This window comes from Kocuria sp. CPCC 204721 (assembly GCF_040980945.1).
Taxonomy (GTDB): Bacteria; Actinomycetota; Actinomycetes; order Actinomycetales; family Micrococcaceae; genus Kocuria; species Kocuria marina.
Genome location: NZ_JAVKPO010000010.1, coordinates 25671 through 45972 on the forward strand (window position 1 = coordinate 25671; position 20302 = coordinate 45972).

At 68.7% G+C, this 20302-nt stretch carries 18 protein-coding genes and 2 tRNA genes; 15 read left to right on the forward strand and 5 right to left on the reverse strand.

All coding sequences use genetic code 11. The features are described 5' to 3' along the window. Positions 1 to 53: 53 nt before the first annotated feature. On the forward strand, positions 54 to 824 hold the full coding sequence (locus tag RF637_RS09845) for a siderophore-interacting protein (RefSeq protein WP_085107743.1): 771 nt from the start codon (positions 54 to 56) through the stop codon (positions 822 to 824). Next, positions 821 to 2077 carry an MFS transporter gene (locus RF637_RS09850; RefSeq protein ID WP_144930830.1) on the forward strand — a complete coding sequence of 419 codons (1257 nt, stop codon included), beginning with the start codon at positions 821 to 823 and terminating at the stop codon, positions 2075 to 2077. Before RF637_RS09845 ends, RF637_RS09850 begins: the two co-directional genes overlap by 4 nt. Before the next feature lie 9 nt (positions 2078 to 2086). On the opposite strand, the gene RF637_RS09855 is transcribed toward RF637_RS09850, so the two are convergent. After that, positions 2087 to 2977, reverse strand: coding sequence for an acyl-CoA thioesterase (locus RF637_RS09855; RefSeq protein ID WP_368844736.1), 891 nt, complete (start codon positions 2975 to 2977; stop codon positions 2087 to 2089). A 43-nt stretch (positions 2978 to 3020) separates the two neighbouring features. Here RF637_RS09855 and RF637_RS09860 point away from each other — a divergent pair, with 43 nt between their 5' ends. Beyond that, a complete protein-coding gene (locus tag RF637_RS09860) occupies positions 3021 to 3488 on the forward strand; it encodes a thioesterase family protein (RefSeq protein ID WP_312918641.1) in 468 nt (155 codons plus the stop codon). Next, a complete protein-coding gene (locus RF637_RS09865) occupies positions 3485 to 4195 on the forward strand; it encodes a hypothetical protein (RefSeq protein WP_368844737.1) in 711 nt (236 codons plus the stop codon). Before RF637_RS09860 ends, RF637_RS09865 begins: the two co-directional genes overlap by 4 nt. A gap of 61 nt (positions 4196 to 4256) precedes the next feature. Here the strand turns inward: RF637_RS09865 and RF637_RS09870 are convergent, their stop codons facing one another. Together RF637_RS09870 and pepN are read right to left on the reverse strand one after the other, a co-directional pair. Next, positions 4257 to 4649 (reverse strand): globin, encoded by a 393-nt coding sequence (locus tag RF637_RS09870; RefSeq protein ID WP_035962646.1) that lies wholly within the window; start codon positions 4647 to 4649, stop codon positions 4257 to 4259. A 146-nt stretch (positions 4650 to 4795) separates the two neighbouring features. Beyond that, a complete protein-coding gene (gene pepN, locus RF637_RS09875; protein WP_368844738.1) occupies positions 4796 to 7384 on the reverse strand; it encodes an aminopeptidase N in 2589 nt (862 codons plus the stop codon). A gap of 297 nt (positions 7385 to 7681) precedes the next feature. Between pepN and RF637_RS09880 the strand changes: the two genes are divergently transcribed. After that, on the forward strand, positions 7682 to 8194 hold the full coding sequence (locus RF637_RS09880) for a ribose-5-phosphate isomerase (RefSeq protein ID WP_085107757.1): 513 nt from the start codon (positions 7682 to 7684) through the stop codon (positions 8192 to 8194). A 15-nt stretch (positions 8195 to 8209) separates the two neighbouring features. Then, entirely contained in the window at positions 8210 to 9133 is a 924-nt protein-coding gene (locus RF637_RS09885; protein ID WP_131332776.1) for an Fpg/Nei family DNA glycosylase, read from the forward strand. 146 nt (positions 9134 to 9279) lie between these two features. Here the strand turns inward: RF637_RS09885 and RF637_RS09890 are convergent. After that, positions 9280 to 9350 (reverse strand) — tRNA-Gly (locus tag RF637_RS09890). A gap of 186 nt (positions 9351 to 9536) precedes the next feature. Between RF637_RS09890 and RF637_RS09895 the strand changes: the two genes are divergently transcribed. The 6 genes from RF637_RS09895 (at position 9537) to RF637_RS09920 (ending at position 14826) form a co-directional block, all read left to right on the forward strand. Beyond that, positions 9537 to 9609: transfer RNA gene (locus tag RF637_RS09895), tRNA-Pro, on the forward strand. A gap of 104 nt (positions 9610 to 9713) precedes the next feature. Further along, positions 9714 to 11117, forward strand: coding sequence for a trigger factor (gene tig / locus RF637_RS09900; RefSeq protein ID WP_368835392.1), 1404 nt, complete (start codon positions 9714 to 9716; stop codon positions 11115 to 11117). Between the two features lie 299 nt (positions 11118 to 11416). Continuing rightward, positions 11417 to 12019 carry an ATP-dependent Clp protease proteolytic subunit gene (locus tag RF637_RS09905; protein WP_035962642.1) on the forward strand — a complete coding sequence of 201 codons (603 nt, stop codon included), beginning with the start codon at positions 11417 to 11419 and terminating at the stop codon, positions 12017 to 12019. Between the two features lie 48 nt (positions 12020 to 12067). Next, positions 12068 to 12730: an ATP-dependent Clp protease proteolytic subunit gene (locus RF637_RS09910; RefSeq protein WP_035962208.1), complete on the forward strand. Its 663-nt coding sequence runs from the start codon at positions 12068 to 12070 to the stop codon at positions 12728 to 12730. A 165-nt stretch (positions 12731 to 12895) separates the two neighbouring features. Then, on the forward strand, positions 12896 to 14191 hold the full coding sequence (gene clpX / locus RF637_RS09915) for an ATP-dependent Clp protease ATP-binding subunit ClpX (protein ID WP_131332780.1): 1296 nt from the start codon (positions 12896 to 12898) through the stop codon (positions 14189 to 14191). A 32-nt stretch (positions 14192 to 14223) separates the two neighbouring features. Continuing rightward, complete coding sequence (locus RF637_RS09920; RefSeq protein WP_098055016.1) at positions 14224 to 14826, forward strand: DsbA family protein; 603 nt, start codon at positions 14224 to 14226, stop codon at positions 14824 to 14826. 220 nt (positions 14827 to 15046) lie between these two features. On the opposite strand, the gene valS is transcribed toward RF637_RS09920, so the two are convergent. Next, positions 15047 to 17698: a valine--tRNA ligase gene (gene valS, locus RF637_RS09925; RefSeq protein ID WP_167318415.1), complete on the reverse strand. Its 2652-nt coding sequence runs from the start codon at positions 17696 to 17698 to the stop codon at positions 15047 to 15049. 50 nt (positions 17699 to 17748) lie between these two features. Between valS and RF637_RS09930 the strand changes: the two genes are divergently transcribed. The 3 genes from RF637_RS09930 (at position 17749) to RF637_RS09940 (ending at position 20277) form a co-directional block, all read left to right on the forward strand. Next, entirely contained in the window at positions 17749 to 18117 is a 369-nt protein-coding gene (locus tag RF637_RS09930; RefSeq protein ID WP_085107772.1) for a DUF488 domain-containing protein, read from the forward strand. A 63-nt stretch (positions 18118 to 18180) separates the two neighbouring features. Further along, positions 18181 to 18981 (forward strand): SDR family oxidoreductase, encoded by an 801-nt coding sequence (locus RF637_RS09935; RefSeq protein WP_368844739.1) that lies wholly within the window; start codon positions 18181 to 18183, stop codon positions 18979 to 18981. Positions 18982 to 19212: 231 nt separating this feature from the next. Further along, complete coding sequence (locus RF637_RS09940; RefSeq protein WP_167318418.1) at positions 19213 to 20277, forward strand: ABC transporter substrate-binding protein; 1065 nt, start codon at positions 19213 to 19215, stop codon at positions 20275 to 20277. Positions 20278 to 20302: the final 25 nt, after the last annotated feature.

Here is a 20302-nt window from a genome sequence, read left to right on the forward strand (position 1 = left end):
GTTCTTTCCGGGCTGGTGTTCCGTGACCCGCCCGCCGAACGAGGAGAACGCCCGTGCCCCACTGGGAACGTCTGGCCGTCCGAGCCCTCGGGGCTTCCGAGACCGTGCTCACGGTGGTGAGTCGCCGCGATGTCGGCCCCACCTACACGCGCATCACCGTGCGGCACGAGGGGTTCCTCGCGCGCCACACGCCGTTCCCGACCATGTGGTTGCGGTTGTGGTTCACGTCCCGCGGCAAGGACCACCAGCGGGCGTTCACGGTGGTCGACCCACGCCCGGACGAGGGCGTCTTCGACATGGAGTTCGCCCTGCACGACGGCGCCTCCTCCGACTGGGCTCGCACGTGCGCACCCGGCGACACCATCCGGGCGTCGCTGCTCGGCAGCACCCCGCCCTGGCCGCCGCGCAGGACACCGCGCCGCGGTCACGGGTCCGAACCCGCTCCGGGGCTCGATGCCGATTTCCCGGGACGCACGGTGCTCGTGGGCGACCCTGCGAGCTTGCCCGCCCTGAACTCCATGCTCCCGCTGTTGGGAACCCGCGACGTCGAGGTGTGGTTCGAGTACCGCGACCCGCGCGACGCCGACCTGCCCCTGGCCGCAGCGAAGCGCCACCAGGTGCACACGGTGCACCACATCGGCGCGGGGGAGGACGTGGCCGCGGCCGTGCTCGCGCACTGGGAGACGCATCCGCCCGCACCGGGGGACCGGTACTGGATCGCTGTGGAGGCGCAGCAGAACCGCCTGCTGACCTCGGCCCTGCGCACCCGCTACGGCGTGCCCCGCACACACATCGACGCCACCGCCTACTGGAGGAACGTATGAGCACCATGACCCTGTCCGCGCCCGCGGGGATCCGCACGAACCGTGGGTTCTGGGGGCTGCTGTGGGCGCTATACACCACGCAGTTCATCGGGGCGGCGTTCCTGTCCACCGGCCTGGTGGGCATCCTGCGCGACGGCGGCACGGACCTGGGGACCCTGGGCGCCCTGCAACTGCTCGCCCTCGTGTGGCCCGTGAAGTTCCTGTGGGCACCCCTGATCGATCGGTGGGCGCCGGGCCGGGCGCGCGGGCACTACAGGTCGTGGTTGCTCGTGCTGCAACCCCTCATGGTCCTCGCCCTGCTGGCCATGGCGGTGTTCGCCGACCCGCAGGACGATCTGAGGGTCCTCGTGATCCTGGCCGCGGCGTTCGTGCTCTTCTCTGCGACGCAGGACATCGCGGCGGACGCGCTGTCCGTAAGGGGTCTCGATCGCTCCCAGCACGATCTCGGTGCGGGGGTCCAGGTGGGGGCGAGCTACATCGGGACCGTGATCGGCGGCGGATTGGCCTTGCTGATCTACGACGCATGGGGATGGCGGGCCGCGGTGATCGCGCTCGCACTGTGCACCGCGGCCGCGATGGTCCCCGTGCTGCGGCACCGGGAACCGGAGCGCGCGGCGTCGAATGCGCAACCCCGCGGGCTCTCCGGGATGTTCGGCATGCTGGCCGTACCGGGGGCCAAGGCCTGGGCGCTCGGTGGTGTCCCCCTGGTGACGTTCGGCTCCGCAGCCGTGTGGTCCCTCGTGACCCCGGCACTCGTGGACGCGGGGTGGTCGCTGGCCTTCATCGGCGCGGTCACCTCCATGATCGCGGCGGCGCCCGCCCTGGCCGCGGCACTCCTGGGCGGCCGGTTGTGCCGACGGCGCGGGCGCGGCGTCACGCTGTTGCTCGGCGCCGGGATCCAATTGCTCGGTGGGGTGTGTCTGGCACCCGTCGTGTGGCCCGGTGCGGGCGTGGACCAGTGGCTGCAGGTGCCGCTGGGCGTGGTGGGAGCGTGCGGCGTGCTCGCGGGCTACACCGTGATGAACACGGGCATCTACGCGGTGAACCTGGACCTTGCGCGTCCCGGGTGCGCCGGCGCCGACTTCACGCTCCTGAGTTCCATCGGCATGCTCGGCGGGAGCGTCGGTGCGTGGGCGGCCCTGTTCCTGGCCGGCATGGCCGGCTACGGCGCGTCACTCGTGTTCGGACTCGCGGTGTCCGTCGCGGGCGTGATCGTGTGCCGGTCGCACCCGCTACTGGCACGCCGCCCGTGAGGGCCCCGCTCAGTGGAACTCGGGCAGGCGCATCATGCCCTCCTGCACCGTGGTGGCGATCATCGTGCCGTCCCGCGTGAACATCTTGCCGATGGCCAGACCCCGGGACGAGGATGCGCTGGGGGAGGTCTGGGTGTAGAGGATCCACTCGTCCGCGCGGGCATAGCGGTGCCACCACATCGCGTGGTCCAGGGAGGCCACGTTCATGCCGCGCTCGCCCCAGGACCGGCCGTGACGGCGCAGGATGGGCTCCATCATCGTGTAGTCGGAGACGTACGCGAGGGCCGCGCGGTGGATCGCAGGGTCGTCCGGCAGCGGTGCGAGCGCCTTGACCCACACCGCGTTGTAGGAGTCGTGCGGGCCCTGCCACGGCAGGAACAGCGGCTCGGTGATGTAGCGCATGTCGAACGGGCGCTCGAAGGCCTGGGCACGCGCCTCGGGGATGTTCAGGGCGCCGAAAGTCTCCCGCAGGGAGGGCAGAGACTCGGGGTCCGGCACGTCCTGTGGCATCTCATCCTGGTGCTCGAGCCCCTGGGCGGGCTCCTGGAAGGACGCGATCATCGACAGGATGGTCTTGCCCTCCTGGTAGGCGTGGATCCGGCGCGCGGAGAAGGACCGGCCGTCGCGCACGCGCTCCACCCCGAACGTGATGGGCAGCTCGATGTCCCCGCCGCGCAGGAAGTAGGCGTGCAGCGAGTGGATCGCGCGGTCCGGGTCCACGGTGCGCATCGCGGCCATCGAGGCCTGCGCGAGCACCTGCCCGCCGTAGACGCGGGCGCGGGGGGTGGTGATGGTGCGGCCCACGAAGATGTCCTCCGTGGTGCGTGCGCCGCCGCCGTCGGCCAGATCGAGCATCCGGATGAGGGCGTCCACAGGGTCTTGCGTCGGGTCCAGAGTCATGGATCCACTCTAAACCGGTGGGTGGATGTGGTGTGATGGAACCATGACTTCTCTCAATGTCCCCGTGCAGATGCGATTCTTCGACCAGGACCAGTACGGGCACATCAACAACGTGACCATGCTGCGCTACTTCGAGGACGCCCGTGTGCGGCTCACCGCATCGCCCGTCACAAAGGACCCGGACCACGGTATCCCGGAGGACACCACGTTCCGCGAGTCCGTGGGGGAGCTGCGCACCGTGGTGGCCCACCAGAGCGTGGACTACAAGGAGCAGCTGTTCTTCCGCATGGATCCGGTGTTCGTGCGCACGTGGATCTCGCGCATCGGGGGGTCTTCGTTCACCATCTCCTACCGGTTGCAGGAGGAGGACGGCTCCCACGTGTACGCGGAGGGCGAATCCGTGATCGTGGTGATGGACCCGGGGACCGGCCGCAGCGTGAAGCTCTCCGAGGACCACCGCGCCCTGCTGGGTTCCCTGGAGGACGACGTCGAGTATTCCCACGCGCGGTGAGCGCCCCCCGAGAGCCCGGCGTCGCGGGCTTCACCCTGCTCGACCGCCAGGACGCCGCCGACCTGGCCACCTACGTGAGCCGCGCCCGTTCCGTGGACCCCCAGGCCGCGGTGCGGCTGCAGGGCCTGGACCGCGTGCTCGCCGCGTGGGTCTCCGTGATCCACCCCGCGGGCCTGCTGGATACCGCCCCCGTGGTGCTGGGGCTGCGCACCATGGGGCTCGCGCAGTCCTGCGACCTGGACGTCACCGTGGCCGCGGCCGCCATCACGGACCGGCTCGCGCGCGAGACGGGCGCTCGCGGGTCCGACGGCGACGCCCCGGTGTGGATCAGCGCCCCGCCGCAAGAGGTCTCGGCTCCCTGGGCGGGGATCGTGGCCCCCCGTACGGGGTGGCGCTCCCTGGGGTCCGTGCCCGCCCACCGCGTTCGCGACGTGGCGCACCGCGGTATCCGGACCGTGTCCGATTCCGTGCCCACCAACTCCGGCGCCGCCGTGGTCCAGAAGGTCCGCACGCGGGTGTGGGGTGCCGGGTCCGGTTGGGGTCCCCTGGAGGGCCCGGAGATCCCCGACGGCGCCGCGTTCGCCCTGGACGTCCTGGGGTTCATCCCGGCGTCCGAATCGGACGTGCACGTTGCGGCCGAGGCCTCGGGCCAGTGGGTGCGCCTGAGCACGGGTGCGGGTCACGTGCTCGTCAAGGTCTCCCGCTGAGACCCGGCCCCGCCCGGTAAGGCGGTGCCGGGACCGGATCCCGGCACGCGAGGAGAACGCCTCAGCCGGGGCGGTTGACCATCGCGTGGGCGGCGCGGTCGAAGTAGTCCCACATGATGCCGTCGTGCAGCGGGGACAGCTCCAGGGTGTCCATGGCCGCGCGCATGTGCGTCAGCCACGTCTCGCGCGCCCACGTGTCCACGGGGAACGGGGCGTGGCGCATCCGCAGTCTGGGGTGCCCGCGCTGCTCGGAGTACGTGGTGGGTCCGCCCCAGTACTGCTCCAGGAACATCCGCAGCCGCTCCTCCGCGGGTCCCAGGTCCTCTTCGGGGTACAGCGCCTTGAAATCGGGGTCCTGCGCCACGCGCGCGTAGAACTCCCGGGTGAGCTTGGCGAACGTCTCGTGCCCGCCCACCTGGGCGTAGAACGAGTCCGACGACGCCGCTTCGGCCACGCCCCGCGCGTCCCCCACCTGTTGCGGGGGCTGGGTCACCGAGCCGGCGGCCGACCGGGAACCCACCGCACCCAGCGTGAAGGTGCGCCGCCCCGCCGGAGCAGCGGCCTGCGGGTCGAGTGGCTGGGAAGAGTCCTGCGTCCCACTCATCGGTCGGCCTCCGGGGTGTGGGCCGTGGTGTCCTGCACCGCAGCGGCGTCCACGGCCTGGGCGCGCACTGCGCGGCGCGCGGCGTCCTGGCGTTCCAACACGATCCGCCGCAACCCGGATAGGGCCGGGTCCAGCCGGTCGAGGAACGCCTGGGCGGCGTCGACCGTGTCCTGGCCGACGGCGCGGGGGAACAGTCCCACGGCGATCTGCTGCGCGAGTTCGTGCGTACGCTCGGTCCACACACCCGTGACGGCGTCGAAGTAGCGAGAGGAGTACGGGGTGACTAGGGCGTCGTCGTGCACGCGGAAGAACCCGGCGATGGCCGCTTGCTGCTGGGAGTTGGGCAGCGCGCCCTCGGTCACGACGAGCCGCCACGCCTCGGCCTTGGCCTCCGGGGTGGGGATCGCGGCGCGCGCGGTGGCCGCGGCGATCGCACCGGTCTCGGTGTTGTCCTCGGCCAGCGCACGGTCGACGTCCTCGGCGCCCTTGCGGCCGGCCGCAACGAGCGCGATCAGCACGGCCCAGCGGGTGTCCGTGTCCAGTTCGATCCCCTCGGGGACGCCCCCGTCGAAGAAACCCTCGATGCGATCGAAATGCGCCTCTATGCACGCCCGGCGCAGGAAGGCCCGGAAGAACTGCCACTGGTGGTCGGAGCCCGCCTCCGCGGCGGCCGTGAGATCCCACAGGGTGTCCGCGGCCCGGGCCCGGACCTCGTCCGCGTGCTCGGGGGCGAGGTAGCGGTCCAGGGCCACGTCCAGCTGGCGCAGCTGCACCTGCACGGCCGTGGAGTCGGTCTCGTGGCCCACGTTGGAGAGCACGAGGTCCACGTAGTCGCGCGCCGGGCTCACGCCGTCGTGCACGGAGTCCCACGCCGCGGCCCACACGAGCGAGCGGGGCAACGACTCCTCGAAGTCTCCGAGGTGGGTGGTGGCCGTGGCCAGGGAGCACTCGTCCAGGCGGATCTTGGCGTAGGCCAGGTCGTCGTCGTTGAGCAGCACCAGGTCCGGGAGTTCGCGACCCACGAGCTGCGGGACATCGGTGAACTCGCCGTCCACGTCCAGCTCCACGCGGAACGTGCGGCTCAGCAGTCCGGTGTCCTCACGGTGGTCGTAGAAGCCCACGGCCACGCGGTGGGGCCGCAGGGTGGGATGGCCGTCCTGACCCAGCTGCTCGATCCGGAAGGATGTGATGACGCCATCGTCATCGGCCTCGACCTGCGGCACCAGGGTGTTCACGCCCGCGGTCTCGAGCCAGCGCGCGGACCAGTCGGTCAGGTCGCGACCGCTGGCCGCCTCGAGCTCGACCATGAGGTCCGAGAGCTCCGTGTTGGACCACGCGTGCTTGCCGAAGTAGCGGTTGAGCCCCGCCATGAACTCATCCTGGCCCACCCAGGCCACGAGCTGCTTGAGCACCGAGGCACCCTTGGCGTAGGTGATGCCGTCGAAGTTCACGAGCACCGCCTCGAGGTCCGGGATCTCGGCCTTGATGGGGTGGGTGGTGGGCAGCTGGTCCTGTTCGTAGCCCCAGGACTTCTCCCCGGCCGCGAACGTGGTCCACGCGTTGGTGTACCGGGTGTTCTGCGCGCACGCGAGGGTGGACATGTACTCGGCGAAGGACTCGTTGAGCCACAGGTCGTTCCACCAGCGCATGGTCACGAGGTCCCCGAACCACATGTGCGCGAGCTCGTGCAGCACGGTGATCGCGCGGCGCTCCACGCGGGCCTGCGCCGGCTTGGAGCGGAAGACGTAGGACTCCACGAAGGTCACCGCGCCCGCGTTCTCCATGGCGCCGGCGTTGAACTGCGGCACGAAGAGCTGGTCGTACTTCTCGAAGGGGTAGGGCACCCCGAACTGGGACTCGAAGAACTCGAAGCCCTGCTTGGTGACCTCGAACATCTCCTCGGCGTCCACGTACTCGAACAGGGAGCGGCGCGCGAACAGGCCCAGCTCGATGGTGCGTCCGTCCGAGGAGACCAGGCTGTCCGTGGTCTTGACGTAGGGGCCCGCGATCAACGCGGTGATATAGCACGAGATCACGGGGGTGGGGGAGAACTCCCACCGGGCCACGCCGTCTGCCACTGGGAAGGGTTCCGGGGTGGGCTGGTTGGACACCACGTCCCAGTCGGCGGGTGCGGTGACCGCAAACTGGAACGTGGCCTTGAGATCGGGCTGTTCGAACACCGGGAACATCCGGCGGGTGTCCGCGACCTCGAACTGGGTGTAGAGGTACACCTGCTCGTCCACGGGATCCACGAACCGGTGCAGGCCCTCACCCGTGTTCATGTAGTACATCCGGGAGTCCACCACGAGCTCGTTGTGCTCGGCGAGATCGGGCAGGTCGATGCGCTCGCCGTCGCTGACCTTCGCGGGGTCCAGGAAGGTGCCGTTGAGGGTCACGGAATCCACGGACGCGGTGATCGCGTTGATGAACGTGTGCGCTCCCGCTTCGGCATCGAACGTCACCGTGGTGCGCGCCCGGAAGGTCTCGGGGTCCCCCGTGAGGTCCAGATCCACGTGGTAGGACTCAACCGAGATGATCCGCGCGCGCTCGGCGGCCTCCGCTCGGGTCAGGTTCGTTCCGGGCACAGCGGCGTTCCTCTCCTCGACGACAATTCGATGCCCGCGCGGGGCATCTTGCCATTATGGCAGCCGTCGCAAGTCCCGCCGCGGGCCCCACGCCGCCGACTCGGGCCCGCGTTCTTCCTCGCACGCATACCGCGACGGCACGGCCCCTCCGCCGGTCCGATCGTTGCCCGGGCGCGAGCCGGGGGAGCGCCCGCGCCGGTGGGATCGGCGGCTAAGGTGGAGGCGACCCTTTCCCCGTCGCGGAGCAGACGTGCCGGTTGCCCCGCGACCACCCCGTCCAGGAGTTGCTGACGTCCCATGCGCGTGCACATTGCCACCGACCACGCAGGCCTCGAGCTGTCCCACTTCCTCATGCAGCGGCTGAGCGAGGACGGTTACGAGATGATCGACCACGGCCCCGCGGTCTACGACGCCGCGGACGACTACCCCGCGTTCTGCATCAGTGCTGCCCAGGGGGTCCGCGAGGACCGCGAGAACGGTCTGGACTCGCTCGGCATCGTGCTGGGCGGTTCCGGTAACGGCGAGCAGATGGCGGCCAACCTGGTCCGGGGGATCCGCGCGGCCCTCGTGTGGAACGAGGACACCGCCCGGTTGGCCCGGCAGCACAACGACGCCCAGGTGATCGCGATCGGCGGGCGCCAGCACGGCAACGACGAGGCCCTGGAGCTCGTGCGGATCTTCCTCGCCGAGCCGTTCTCGGGGGAGTCCCGGCACGTGCGCCGAATCGAGCAGCTCGCCGAGTTCGAGCGCACCGGGGACATCGTGGGCCACCTCTCCGAGGTCCCAGTCCGCCCGTACACGCAGGACTGAGCGGGGGCGTCGGACGTGCCCGAGGGCCACTCGATCCACCGCCTCGGGCGTCAGCTCGGGGACCTGTTCGTGGGCCAGCGGTTGCGCGTCACGAGTCCCCAGGGCCGCTTCGCCGCGGGTGCCGCCGTGCTGGACGGGCGCGTCCTGACGTGCGCCCGCGCCCACGGCAAGCACCTCTACCTGGACTTCGCGGCGCCCTGTGACCCGGACGACGTCGTGGTCATGCGTTCGCACCTCGGCATCTACGGCGCGTGGAGTTTCGCGGGGGACGAGCAGTTCGCGGCGGCGTCCTCGATCGGCGCCCCGCGCCGCGTGGGGGAGCGCGAGTCCGGCTCCGCGGAGGAATCGGCAGTGGCGTACGACGACGCCGGACGGGTCGTTCCCGAGCCCCCGGTCGGTGCCGTGCGGGCCCGGTTGGCCGGCGAGCACGGGTGGGCGGATCTACGCGGGCCGGCCCTGTGCACGGTGGAGACACCGGAGGAAGCGCGGGCCGCGGAGGCCAAGCTGGGACCGGACCCCCTGGACCCGCAGGCCGATCCGGAACCGTTCCTGCGTGCCGCGGCCAAGAGCAAGCGGGCGATCGGCGTGCTGCTCATGGAGCAGAACGTGGTGTCGGGGATCGGCAACATCTTCCGGGCGGAGTCCCTGTTCCGCCGGGGTGTGAACCCCATGACGCCCGGAGCCTCGCTGACCCGCGAGGACCTGCTCGGGCTGTGGGAGGAGAACGTGACGCTCATGGCCGTGGGGGTGCGCGTGGGCCGGATCATCACCACGGATCCGGCAGACCGCCCCGACATCCCGGACACCGAGGCATGGCCCGAGCATGCGAACTACGTCTACCACCGCCACGGGCAGCCGTGCCTGCGGTGCGGGACCACCGTGCTCAAGCGCGACCTCAACGGGCGGGGGCTCTACTGGTGCCCGAGCTGCCAGGCGTGATGCGGCCTCGCACCCACCGTGTGCCCGCTCCGGTTCGACGCGGCGTCGTACTGCGAGAGTCTTCCGGGGGGGTGTCGGGAGAAGGGTCGCGGGAACGAGGAAACCCCGCGGCGCACACGGGTACGGCGGGGTTTCGGGGATCGCTGAGGGGATGACGGGAATCGAACCCGCGTAGCCAGTTTGGAAGACTGGGGCTCTACCATTGAGCTACATCCCCGGGGACGTTGAAAGAGTACACGAGCCCCAGAAACCGTGCCAATCACCGGGTTCTACCACCCGGTTGCCGGGTGCGGGGCCGCGACACGATAGACTGTCGTGATGTCGGCTCGCCCGCGGGCGAGCCGTCGACCTCGTTCCGTCCACGGGCGGAGACGAAACGGAGCGCGTGTCGGGCACGTGATCACGGGGTGTAGCGCAGTGGCTAGCGCGCCTGCTTTGGGAGCAGGAGATCGCAGGTTCGAGTCCTGTCACCCCGACGTCTGAGCGTTGCAGCGCGTCGCGTTGCGGCGCTCGTTGACCGACCGGACCGACCCCGGTCCGTTGTAGCAAGTACCCATCGACCCCAGGAGTGACAGCGGAAGTGAAGAGCGCCGTCGAGAAACTCAACCCCACCGAGGCGAAGATCACCATTGACATCGCTTACGCGGATCTGAAGCCGTTCGTCCAGAAGACCTACAAGGAACTGGCCGAGCAGATCCAGATCCCCGGCTTCCGCAAGGGCAAGGTGCCCTCCAAGCTCATCGACCAGCGCGTGGGCTTCGACTTCGTGGTGGAGAACGCCCTGAACGAGGGGCTCAACGACTTCTATCAGCAGGCCCTCGCCGAGCACGAGCTGACCCCGCTGTCGCAGCCCCAGGTCGAGGTGCTTTCCAAGCCGGAGGGTGACGACCGCGAGGCCGACAGCCAGGTGGAGATCTCCGTGGCCATCCGTCCCGAGATCGAGCTGCCTGACTACAAGGGTCTGAAGATCGAGGTGGACGCCCGTGAGGCCTCCGCCGAGGACGAGCAGAAGGCCCTGGACGAGCTGCGCGGTCGCTTCGGCACCCTCAAGACCGTGGATCGCCCCGCGGCCGAGGGTGACCACGTGACCCTCGACCTGCAGGCGCTCGTGGACGGCGAGGAAGTGGACGCCGCCAACGACCTGTCCTACGAGGTGGGCTCTGGCACCATGCTCGAGGGCATCGACGAGGCCGTGACCGGCCTGTCCGCCGGTGAGGACGCCACGTTCGAGACCACGCTGGCCGGTGGCGAGCACTCCGGTGCCGAGGCCACGGTCAAGGTCAAGGTCACGGCCGTGAAGGAACGCGAACTGCCCGAGGTGGACGACGAGTTCGCCCAGCTGGCCTCCGAGTTCGACACCGTCGATGAACTCAAGGAGGACCTGAAGAAGCAGGCCGCCGAGTCCGTCGCCGTCGAGCAGGGCATCGAGGCCCGTGACAAGGTGCTCGAGAAGCTCGTGGAGCTCATCGAGGTCCCGGTCCCCGAGAACGTCATCGAGGAGCAGGTCACCCAGCACTTCGACTCGCCGCAGGCCCAGGCCTCCGCCGAACCCGGTCACGACACCGAGGAGCACCGTGCCGAGGTCCGTGAGAACGCCGCGACCGCGTTCCGCAACGAGATCATTCTGGACGCCGTGGCCGAGGCCGAAGAGGTCGGCGTGGAGCAGTCCGAGCTGATCGACTACATCGTTAACATGTCCCAGCAGTACGGCATGGACCCCAACCAGTTCGCACAGATGCTGGACGGTTCCGGCCAGGCCGGGATGATGGTCGGTGAGGTGCGCCGCCGCAAGGCCCTGGCCAAGGTCCTCGAGTACGCCACCGTCACCGACTCCAACGGCAAAGCCGTGGACCTGTCCAAGTTCGTGGGCTCCGCGGACGACGCCGCCGCCGACCAGGGTGCCGAGGCCGAGTCCGCTCCGGCCGTCTCCGAGGAGACCGCCGCGGACGAAGCTGCCACCGACGAGGCCGCCGAGACCAAGTGAGTCACCCGTTGGCACCCGGGTGAACCGGGTGCCAACGGCCTCCGCGCAACGCCACGACGAGCCCCCCACCGAGGGGACGTCGTGGCGTTTCGCTGTCCGCGTGCCACCATGCGCCAGAAGCGAACACCGCGGAACACCGGGCGTGCACGGGGAGACGGCGCACTACGCTGCTGAGACAGAACGTGTTCATGGGTTCGGTTCGGCGGCGCTCGTTCGACCCGGACCCGTCCAGCAGAAAGAGGGCATTCATGACCTCCACTCCCATTCAGCCGTACGGTGCCGCACCGGCCACTCCGCGTATGGAGGACATGGCGCCGGGCGGTCAGGACGACTACGTCTACAACCGACTGCTCAAGGAACGCATCATTTGGTTGGGTTCCGAGGTGCGGGACACCAACGCCAACCTCATCTGCTCGCAGATGCTATTGCTCTCCGCCGAGGACCCCGAGGCGGACATCTACCTCTACATCAACTCCCCGGGCGGTTCCGTCACGGCGGGCATGGCGATCTACGACACCATGCAGTTGATCCCCAACGACGTCGTCACGGTCGCCACGGGCCTCGCCGCGTCCATGGGCCAGTTCCTGCTGTCCTCCGGGACCAAGGGCAAGCGCTATGCGACCCCCAACGCGCGCATCCTCATGCACCAGCCCTCGGGCGGCATGGGCGGCACCGCGTCCGACATCCGCGTGCAGGCCGAGCTGATCCTGTCCATGAAGCAGCGGCTCGCGGAACTGACCGCGGAGCAGACCGGTCAGACGCTCGAGACCATCCTGCGCGACAACGACCGTGACAACTGGTTCGACGCTCAGCGCGCCCTGGAGTACGGATTCTTCGACCAGATCGCCCAGTCTGCCGGCAACGTGACCGGTGGCGGCGGAACCATGAAGGACTCCCAGTAAGCAGCGCGCGAGCTGCCAGAACCACCCATAGACTTTCAGGACGGACCAATGAACTTGCCTCACGCCACTGCACCGCAGTTGCCCACCAGCCGCTACGTGATCCCGGACTTCGAGGAACGCACGCCGTACGGCTACCGCCGCCAGAACCCGTACACCAAGCTGTTCGAGGACCGGATCATCTTCCTGGGCGTCCAGGTGGATGACACCTCCGCGGACGACATCATGGCGCAGCTGCTCGTGCTCGAGTCCCAGGACCCGGACCGGGACATCACCATGTACATCAACTCCCCGGGCGGTTCGTTCACGGCCATGACGGCCATCTACGACACCATGCAGTACATCCGCCCCGAGATCCAGACCGTGTGCCTGGGCCAGGCGGCCTCCGCGGCGTCCGTGCTGCTCGCGGGCGGTACTCCCGGTAAGCGCCTCGCGCTGCCCAACGCGCGCGTGCTGATCCACCAGCCCGCCATGGAGGGCCAGGGCGGCGGTCAGGCCTCGGACATCGAGATCCAGGCCAACGAAATCATGCGCATGCGCACGTGGTTGGAGGAGACCATGGCGCTGCACACCAACAGGGCTGCGGAGGAGATCAACCGCGACATCGAACGCGACAAGATCCTCACGGCCAAGGAGGCCCAGGAGTACGGCATCATCGACCAGGTGCTGGACTCCCGCAAGATCAACAAGCCCTCCACGGTCACGCAGGCCTGAGCGGCGACCCGGAGGCGCAGCTTCCGGGGGTGACGAGGGGACCGACGGCCACGGTGCACGGATATGCGGCGTGGCCGTCACGCGCCTCGGCATGATTGGGCGGGCCGTGAGAAGCTCGCTTAGAGTGGACCCAGCATCCGTCAAGACGAACTGTGAGGCTGATACATGGCGCGCATCGGGGAGAGCGTTGACCTGCTCAAATGCTCCTTCTGCGGCAAAAGCCAGAAGCAGGTGCGCAAGCTCATCGCGGGCCCGCGGGTCTACATTTGTGACGAGTGCATCGAGCTGTGCAACGAGATCATCGAGGAAGAGCTCACCGAGGTCACGGAGACGGACCAGACGGAGCTGCCCCGCCCGCAGCAGATCTACGATCACCTGCGGGAGTACGTGATCGGCCAGGAGCCCGCCAAGCGTGCGCTGGCCGTGGCCGTGTACAACCACTACAAGCGCATCCGCGCGGGCGTCTCCGGGCACACGCTCACCATTGCGGGCTCCGAGGGGGACGAGGAGGCCATCGAGGTGGCCAAGTCCAACATCCTGTTGGTAGGACCCACGGGGTCCGGGAAGACCTACCTCGCGCAGTCCCTCGCCAAGAAGCTGGACGTGCCGTTCGCGGTCGCGGACGCCACCTCCCTGACCGAAGCCGGATACGTGGGGGAAGACGTTGAGAACATTCTTCTCAAGCTCATCCAAGCCGCTGATTTCGATATCAAGAAAGCGGAGCAGGGGATTATTTACATTGACGAGATCGACAAGATTTCTCGTAAATCTGAGAACCCCTCGATCACGCGGGACGTATCGGGCGAAGGGGTCCAGCAAGCGCTCCTGAAGATCCTCGAGGGCACGGTGGCCTCCGTGCCGCCCCAGGGTGGCCGCAAGCACCCGCAGCAGGAGTTCCTGCACCTGGACACCACCAACGTGTTGTTCATCGTGGCGGGAGCGTTCGCGGGTCTCGAGGAGATCGTGCAGCAGCGCACGGGCAAGAAGGGCATCGGTTTCGGTGCGCCTATCCGGGACACCGCGGACGTGGATCTCACGGGTCAGGTCCAGCCCGAGGACCTGCTCAAGTTCGGACTGATCCCCGAGTTCATCGGGCGGCTGCCCGTGGTGGCCACGCTCTCCAAACTGTCCGTCGCGGACATGGTACGCATCCTCACCGAACCCAAGAACGCGCTGGTCAAGCAGTACCGCAAACTCTTCCAGCTCGACGGTGTGGAACTCACCTTCGACCCGCAGGCACTCGAGGCCATCGCGGAACTGGCCATCGAACGCGGCACCGGCGCGCGCGGTCTGCGCGCGATCCTCGAGGACATCCTCATGCCGGTCATGTTCGAACTGCCGGGCCGCGACGACGTCGCCGCGGTGCTCGTCACCAAGGACGCCGTGGCCAAACTGGCCGACCCCGAGATCTTCACGCACGAGATGATCGACGCCGAGCGGCGTCGCCACAAGTCAGCGTGAGCGAAAGAACCGAACGCCCGAAAGGACACCTCATGGCCGAGAAGCAACACGTCGATTTCTGGTTCGATCCCCTGTGCCCGTGGGCCTGGATGACCTCCCGCTGGATGGAGGAGGTCGTGCGCATCCGGGACGTGGAGGTGGACTGGAAGATCATCTCGCTGGGTATCCTCAACGAGGACAACCCCGAGAACCACCACCACGGCCACGACGAGTCCATGTGGCTCGTGCGCGTGATCCAGGCCGCGGCCGAGCAGCACGGCGGCGAGTACTACAAGAAGCTCTACGACGCCATGGGCTCCCGTCGTCACCCCGGTGGCATGCAGGACCTCGAGGCGATCATCACCGAGTCCCTCGCAGAGGTCGGTCTGCCGGCAGACCTCGCTGCGGCCAAGAACTCCACCGAGTACGACGACGCCATCCGGGCGTCCACGGACGAGGCCCGTGCCGTGGCGGGTCAGGACATCGGCACCCCGTGCATCGCCGTGAACGGCGTGGGCTTCTTCGGTCCCGTGTTCACCCCGGCGCCCAAGGGCGAGGAGGCCGGCAAGGTCTGGGACGGCGCCCTGGCGCTGGCGTCCTACCCCGGCTTTTACGAGCTCAAGCGCGGGCGCGAGAAGGGCCCCGACTTCAGCTGACGTCCCGCGGCGGCGCGTGCGCCCGACCGCTGCAGGCATGAACGAACCCCGTCACGCACGTGGCGGGGTTCGTTCATGCGCTGGGTGCAGCGCGGAGGGCCCGGTGTGCCGGTGCCGCCCATCGGACCGGGCAAGGACGGCTCCGCGGGGGCGACGGCGTTCGTGATGTGCCGAGGGGCCCGATCCCGCACGAGGCAGGACGGGGCCCCTCCAAGTTGACTCAGGCCTGTGGTGCTTCCTCGAGCTGGACGTCACTCACGGCCAGCTCACCCTCGGCGTCGGTGAGCGTGAGGTCTGCGGCGTTACCGGCGGCCTGGAGGTCCTCCAGCCCGGCGCGCAACTGCTCGAGCTGAGCGGCCGGGCCCGAGATCACCGCGGAGGTGACCGCGGTACGCTGCTTGACCTTGGCCTCGGACTTGGCCTTGCGCAGCCCGGACAGCGCCTCGCCCACCACGGTGAGCACCTCGGGATCACCCGCGCGAGCGGGCTCGGCGAACCCGTCAGTCACGGGCCAGGCCGCGCGGTGCACCGAACCGGAGCGCCACCACGACCACACCTCTTCCGTGGCGAATGGGATGAACGGGGCGAACAAGCGCAGCAGGGTGTCGAGCGTCGTCGCGAGGGCCGCGTGCACCGAGGCCTGCGAGGCCTCCCCGCGGGAACCGTATGCGCGGTCCTTCACGAGCTCCACGTAGTCGTCCGTGAAGGTCCAGAAGAAGGACTCGATCAACTGCAGGGCGCGCGCGTACTCGTACTCCTGGAACGCGGTGCTCGCGCGCTCCACGACGTCCGCGAGCTGGGCCAACAGGGAGCGGTCCAGACCGTTGGTCACCACGGAACCGTCCGTCCCGGAGCCCAGCACGGAGGCCTCGGTCACGCCCTGGGCCAGCACGAACTTGGATGCGTTGAGCAGTTTGATCGCCAGGCGACGGCCGATCTTCATCTGGCCCTCGTCGTAGGCGGTGTCCGCGCCCAGGCGGGCCGACGCCGCCCAGTAGCGCACCGCGTCCGAGCCGTACTTCTCGAGCACCTCGGTGGGGATCACCACGTTGCCCTTGGACTTGGACATCTTCTTGCGGTCCGGGTCCAGGATCCACCCGGACAGTGCCGTGTGCTTCCACGGCACGGTCTGCGCCAGCGTCTCGGCGCGTACCACGGTCGAGAACAGCCACGTGCGGATGATGTCGTGACCCTGCGGGCGCAGGTCCATGGGGAACGTGTTGGCGTGCAAGGTCTCGTCCACGGCCCAGCCGGTTGCGATCTGCGGGGTCAGGGAAGAGGTTGCCCAGGTGTCCAGGACGTCCGGGTCCGCCATGAATCCACCGGGCTGATCGCGCTGGTCCTCGGTGTAGCCGGGGGCCACGTCCGTGGTGGGATCCACGGGCAACTGGTCTTGGGCGGGGAGCACGGGGTGGTCGTAATCCGGTTCACCGGACTCGTCCAGCGGGTACCACACCGGGAACGGCACGCCGAAGAAGCGCTGACGGGAGATCAGCCAATCCCCGTTGAGACCCTCGATCCAGTTCTCGTAGCGCGCGCGCATGAACGAGGGGTGCCACGAGATCTCACGGCCCCGTTCGATCAGGGCGTCGCGGCGCTCGGCGTCCCGACCGCCGTTGCGGATGTACCACTGGCGGGAGGTGACGACCTCGAGGGGCTTGTCGCCCTTCTCATAGAAGTTCACGGGGTGGGTGATCTTCTTGGGCTCGCCCTCCATGTCACCGGAGGCGGCGAGCAGTTCGACCACGGTCTTCTGCGCGGAGAACACGGTCTTGCCGGCGAGCTGCGCGTAGTTCTCGGCCGGGGCGCCGTCGGCGATCCATGCGGGCTGCTCCGAGGCGAAGCGGCCGTCGCGGCCGATCAGGGCGCGCGTGGGCAGATCGAGCTCGCGCCACCACGTGACGTCGGTGAGGTCACCGAACGTACAGATCATGGCGATACCCGAGCCCTTGTCCGGCTTGGCGAGCGGGTGGGCCTTGACCTCGACCTCGACGTCGAACAGCGGGGAACGCACGGTGGTGCCGAACAGCGCCTGGTAGCGCTCGTCGTCCGGGTGGGCCACCAGCGCCACGCACGCGGGCAGCAGCTCGGGGCGGGTGGTCTCGATGAAGACCTTCTCGCCGTCCGGTCGGTGGAACGCCACGCGGTGGTAGGCACCTTCGCGTTCGCGGTCCTCGAGCTCGGCCTGGGCCACGGCGGTGCGGAACGTGACGTCCCACATGGTGGGGGCCTCGGCCATGTACGCGTTACCGGCCTCGTAGTCCTTGAGGAATGCGAGCTGGGAGACCTTGCGCGAGTGCGCGTCGATCGTGCGGTACGTGCGGGTCCAGTCCACGGACAGCCCCAGGGTGGAGAACAGGTGCTCGAAGACCTTCTCGTCCTCGACCGCGAGTTCCTCGCACAGCTCGATGAAGTTCTGGCGGGACACCACGTCCCAGTCGCGCTGGTTCTTGGCCGGCTTCTCCGGAGGCTGGTAGCCCTCGATGTACGGCTTGCCGGGCTCGCAGCGCACGCCGTAGTAGTTCTGCACGCGGCGCTCGGTGGGCAGGCCGTTGTCGTCCCAGCCCAGCGGGTAGAACACGTTCTTGCCGGACATCCGCTGATAGCGGGCGATCACGTCCGTCTGCGTGTAGGAGAACATGTGTCCCACGTGCAGGGAGCCGGAGGCCGTGGGCGGGGGAGTGTCGATCGAGTAGACGTCCTCGCGCGTGGTGTCCTCGCGGAACGCGTACGTACCGTTCTCGCGCCACTGCGCGGAGTACTTCTCCTCCAGGCCCTCCATGGCCGGCTTGTCGGGGACGTTCACCGCGGTGGTGGACGCAGCGCTGTCGATGATTTCGGGCGTGTCTGTACCCTCGAGGTTCTGTGCCATGTGCTCCAGTCTCTCATGCACGCGGGCACGGACCGTCGTAGCGTGGGGGCATGGCACGTTTGCACATCCACCGCATTCGCGAAGACGCCGCGAGAGACGACGACGCTCGGATCCTGGTCGATCGCTTGTGGCCGCGCGGGGTCAGAAAGGACCATGCAGCCCTGGACCACTGGTTCAAGGGGGTCGCCCCGAGCGACGAGTTGCGCAAGTGGTTCGGTCACGACCCCGAGAAGTTCGACCGCTTCGCGCAGCGCTACCGCGAGGAACTCGACGAGGATGCCTCCGGGGAGGTCGCGCAGCTCAGGAGCGTGCTGCGGGACGTAGACTCCGCGACCCTGCTTTATGACGCGAAGGACGAGGAGCACAACAACGCCGTTGTGCTCCTGGGCTGGTTGCGCGATCACCGCAGTGGTTTCTGAAACGTCCTAATCGAGCCGATCCGGATTGTTCTAAGTCATAATTCCGCGCGCTACGGTGAAGGTATGACTCAGAACACACATCCCACCTACAAGGATCCCAAGCCGCTCGGCAACGGCAAGGTGGCCGTGGTCACCGGTGCCTCCACGGGCATCGGCGAGGCCACGGTGCGCCGCCTGCGCGAGAGCGGGTGGACGGTGTACGCCGTCGCCCGTCGCGCGGAGCGTCTCGAGGAATTGGCCCGGGAGACCGGCGCGAGTGCCGTGCCCACCGACATCACCGACCAGGCGCAGGTGGATGCGCTGCGCGATCGGGTGCTCGGCGAGCAGGGCACCGTGGACGCGATCCTCAACATCTCCGGCGGAGCACGCGGCACGGACACGGTGGCCGACGCCAAGGACGAGGACTGGCAGTGGATGTACGACGTCAACGTGATGGGCACCCTGCGGGTGGTCCGTGCGTTCCTGCCCGCGTTGCGGGCCAACGGTGAGGGCACGGTGCTGAACCTGACCTCGATCGCCGCTCAGCGCGCCTACGAGGGCGGAGTGGGGTACAACGCCGCCAAGTACGCCGAACGCGCCATGACCGAGGCGCTGCGCCTCGAGGAGGCTGAGCACAACGTGCGCGTGGTGGAGGTGGCGCCCGGTCTGGTGCACACTCCCGAGTTCTCGCTCATGCGCCTGGGTGGTGACCAGGCGGCCGCGGACAAGATCTACGCGGGCGTGGAGAAACCGCTCTCGGGCCAGGACGTGGCCGAGGTCTGCGCCTTCGCCGTGGAACTGCCGCATCACGTGGACCTGGACACGATCACGGTCAAGCCCGTGGCCCAGGCTGCGCCGCACAAGATGATCCGCACGAACAACTGACAGCGTGCGTTGCGGTGACCGGCCGCCGGTGCCTCGGAGCACCGGCGGCCGGTTGCCCTTGGTGGGCCGGTCCTGCCCATCCGCCCGGCGCCCCATGACCGGTCAGCGGAATGCCCTGGCTCTGCTCGGTCCGGCCGCACCCGCGAGAGCGCGCACGGAGCGGTTGCGGCCGAACGGGAGCATGAATTAGGTTAGGCTTGCCTTATCAAATTCAGTGACCCAGGAGTGTCCATGTCCCCTCACCGGTCCGGGAACGCGTCCCGGCAGTTCAATCGTCGCACCCTGCTGGGCTCCGGCCTGGCCGTGGCCTCCCTCGTGGGGCTCGCGGCGTGTTCCACGGGCGCGCGGGACGGGGACGGGCAGGCGCAGACCCCCGGTGCCACGGCGTCGTCGAGCCCCACGGACACGTTCCCCGTGGAGGTGACACACGCCCTGGGCACCACGAAGGTCGAGGCCGCGCCGCAGCGGGTCGTGTGCGTGGGCGCGAGCAACACGCAGGACTTCGTGGCCGCGCTCGGCGTGGTGCCGGTGGGCATGACCAAGGTGGCCTGGGGCGGCAACGCGAACGGGTCCACCGACTGGTTCGACGCCAAGGTCTCAGAACTGGGCGGGCAGACGCCCAAGGCCATGGACGAATCGGATGGTGTGAACTTCACGGACATCGCCGAGCTGAGCCCGGACCTGATCGTCGCGGTGAACTCCGGGGTCACCCGGGAGGAGTACGACCGCCTCACGAAGATCGCCCCGGTGGTCGCGTACCCCACGGGCCCGTGGGTCAACTCGTGGCAGGACATGCAGCGTGTCACGGCCAAGGCCCTGGGCCGTTCTGCGGCCGGTGACGAACTCGTGAGCCGCACCGAAGAACTCGTCTCCCGGCGCTCCGACGAACTCGGCGCGGCCAAGGGCAAGACCTTCATCTACGGTGACGTCTCCCAGAGCCTGGGGTTCTACGGCCCCGCGGACGGACGCCCCCGCTTCTTCACCGAGCTGGGGATGAATCTCGCGGACGCGGTCAAGGACAACATCACGGAGGATCAGTTCTGGCGCGAATGGCCCCGCGAACGCGCCGACGAGCTCACGAGCGACCTGTTCGTGGCGGCCGCGGAGGACGACGCCCAGGCCGAGAAGTTCCGCACGGACCCGATCCTCAAGACCATCCCCGCGATCGCCAACGGGCGGGGGATGTTCCTCACGGACAAGCAGGACGTGCTCTCCGGGTACTCGTCCTCTCCGCTGTCCATGCCCCACGCGCTCGACGCCCACATCCCGGCGATCAAGACCACGCTGGGGGCCTGACCCTTCGTGCCCGGCAGTTCCACAT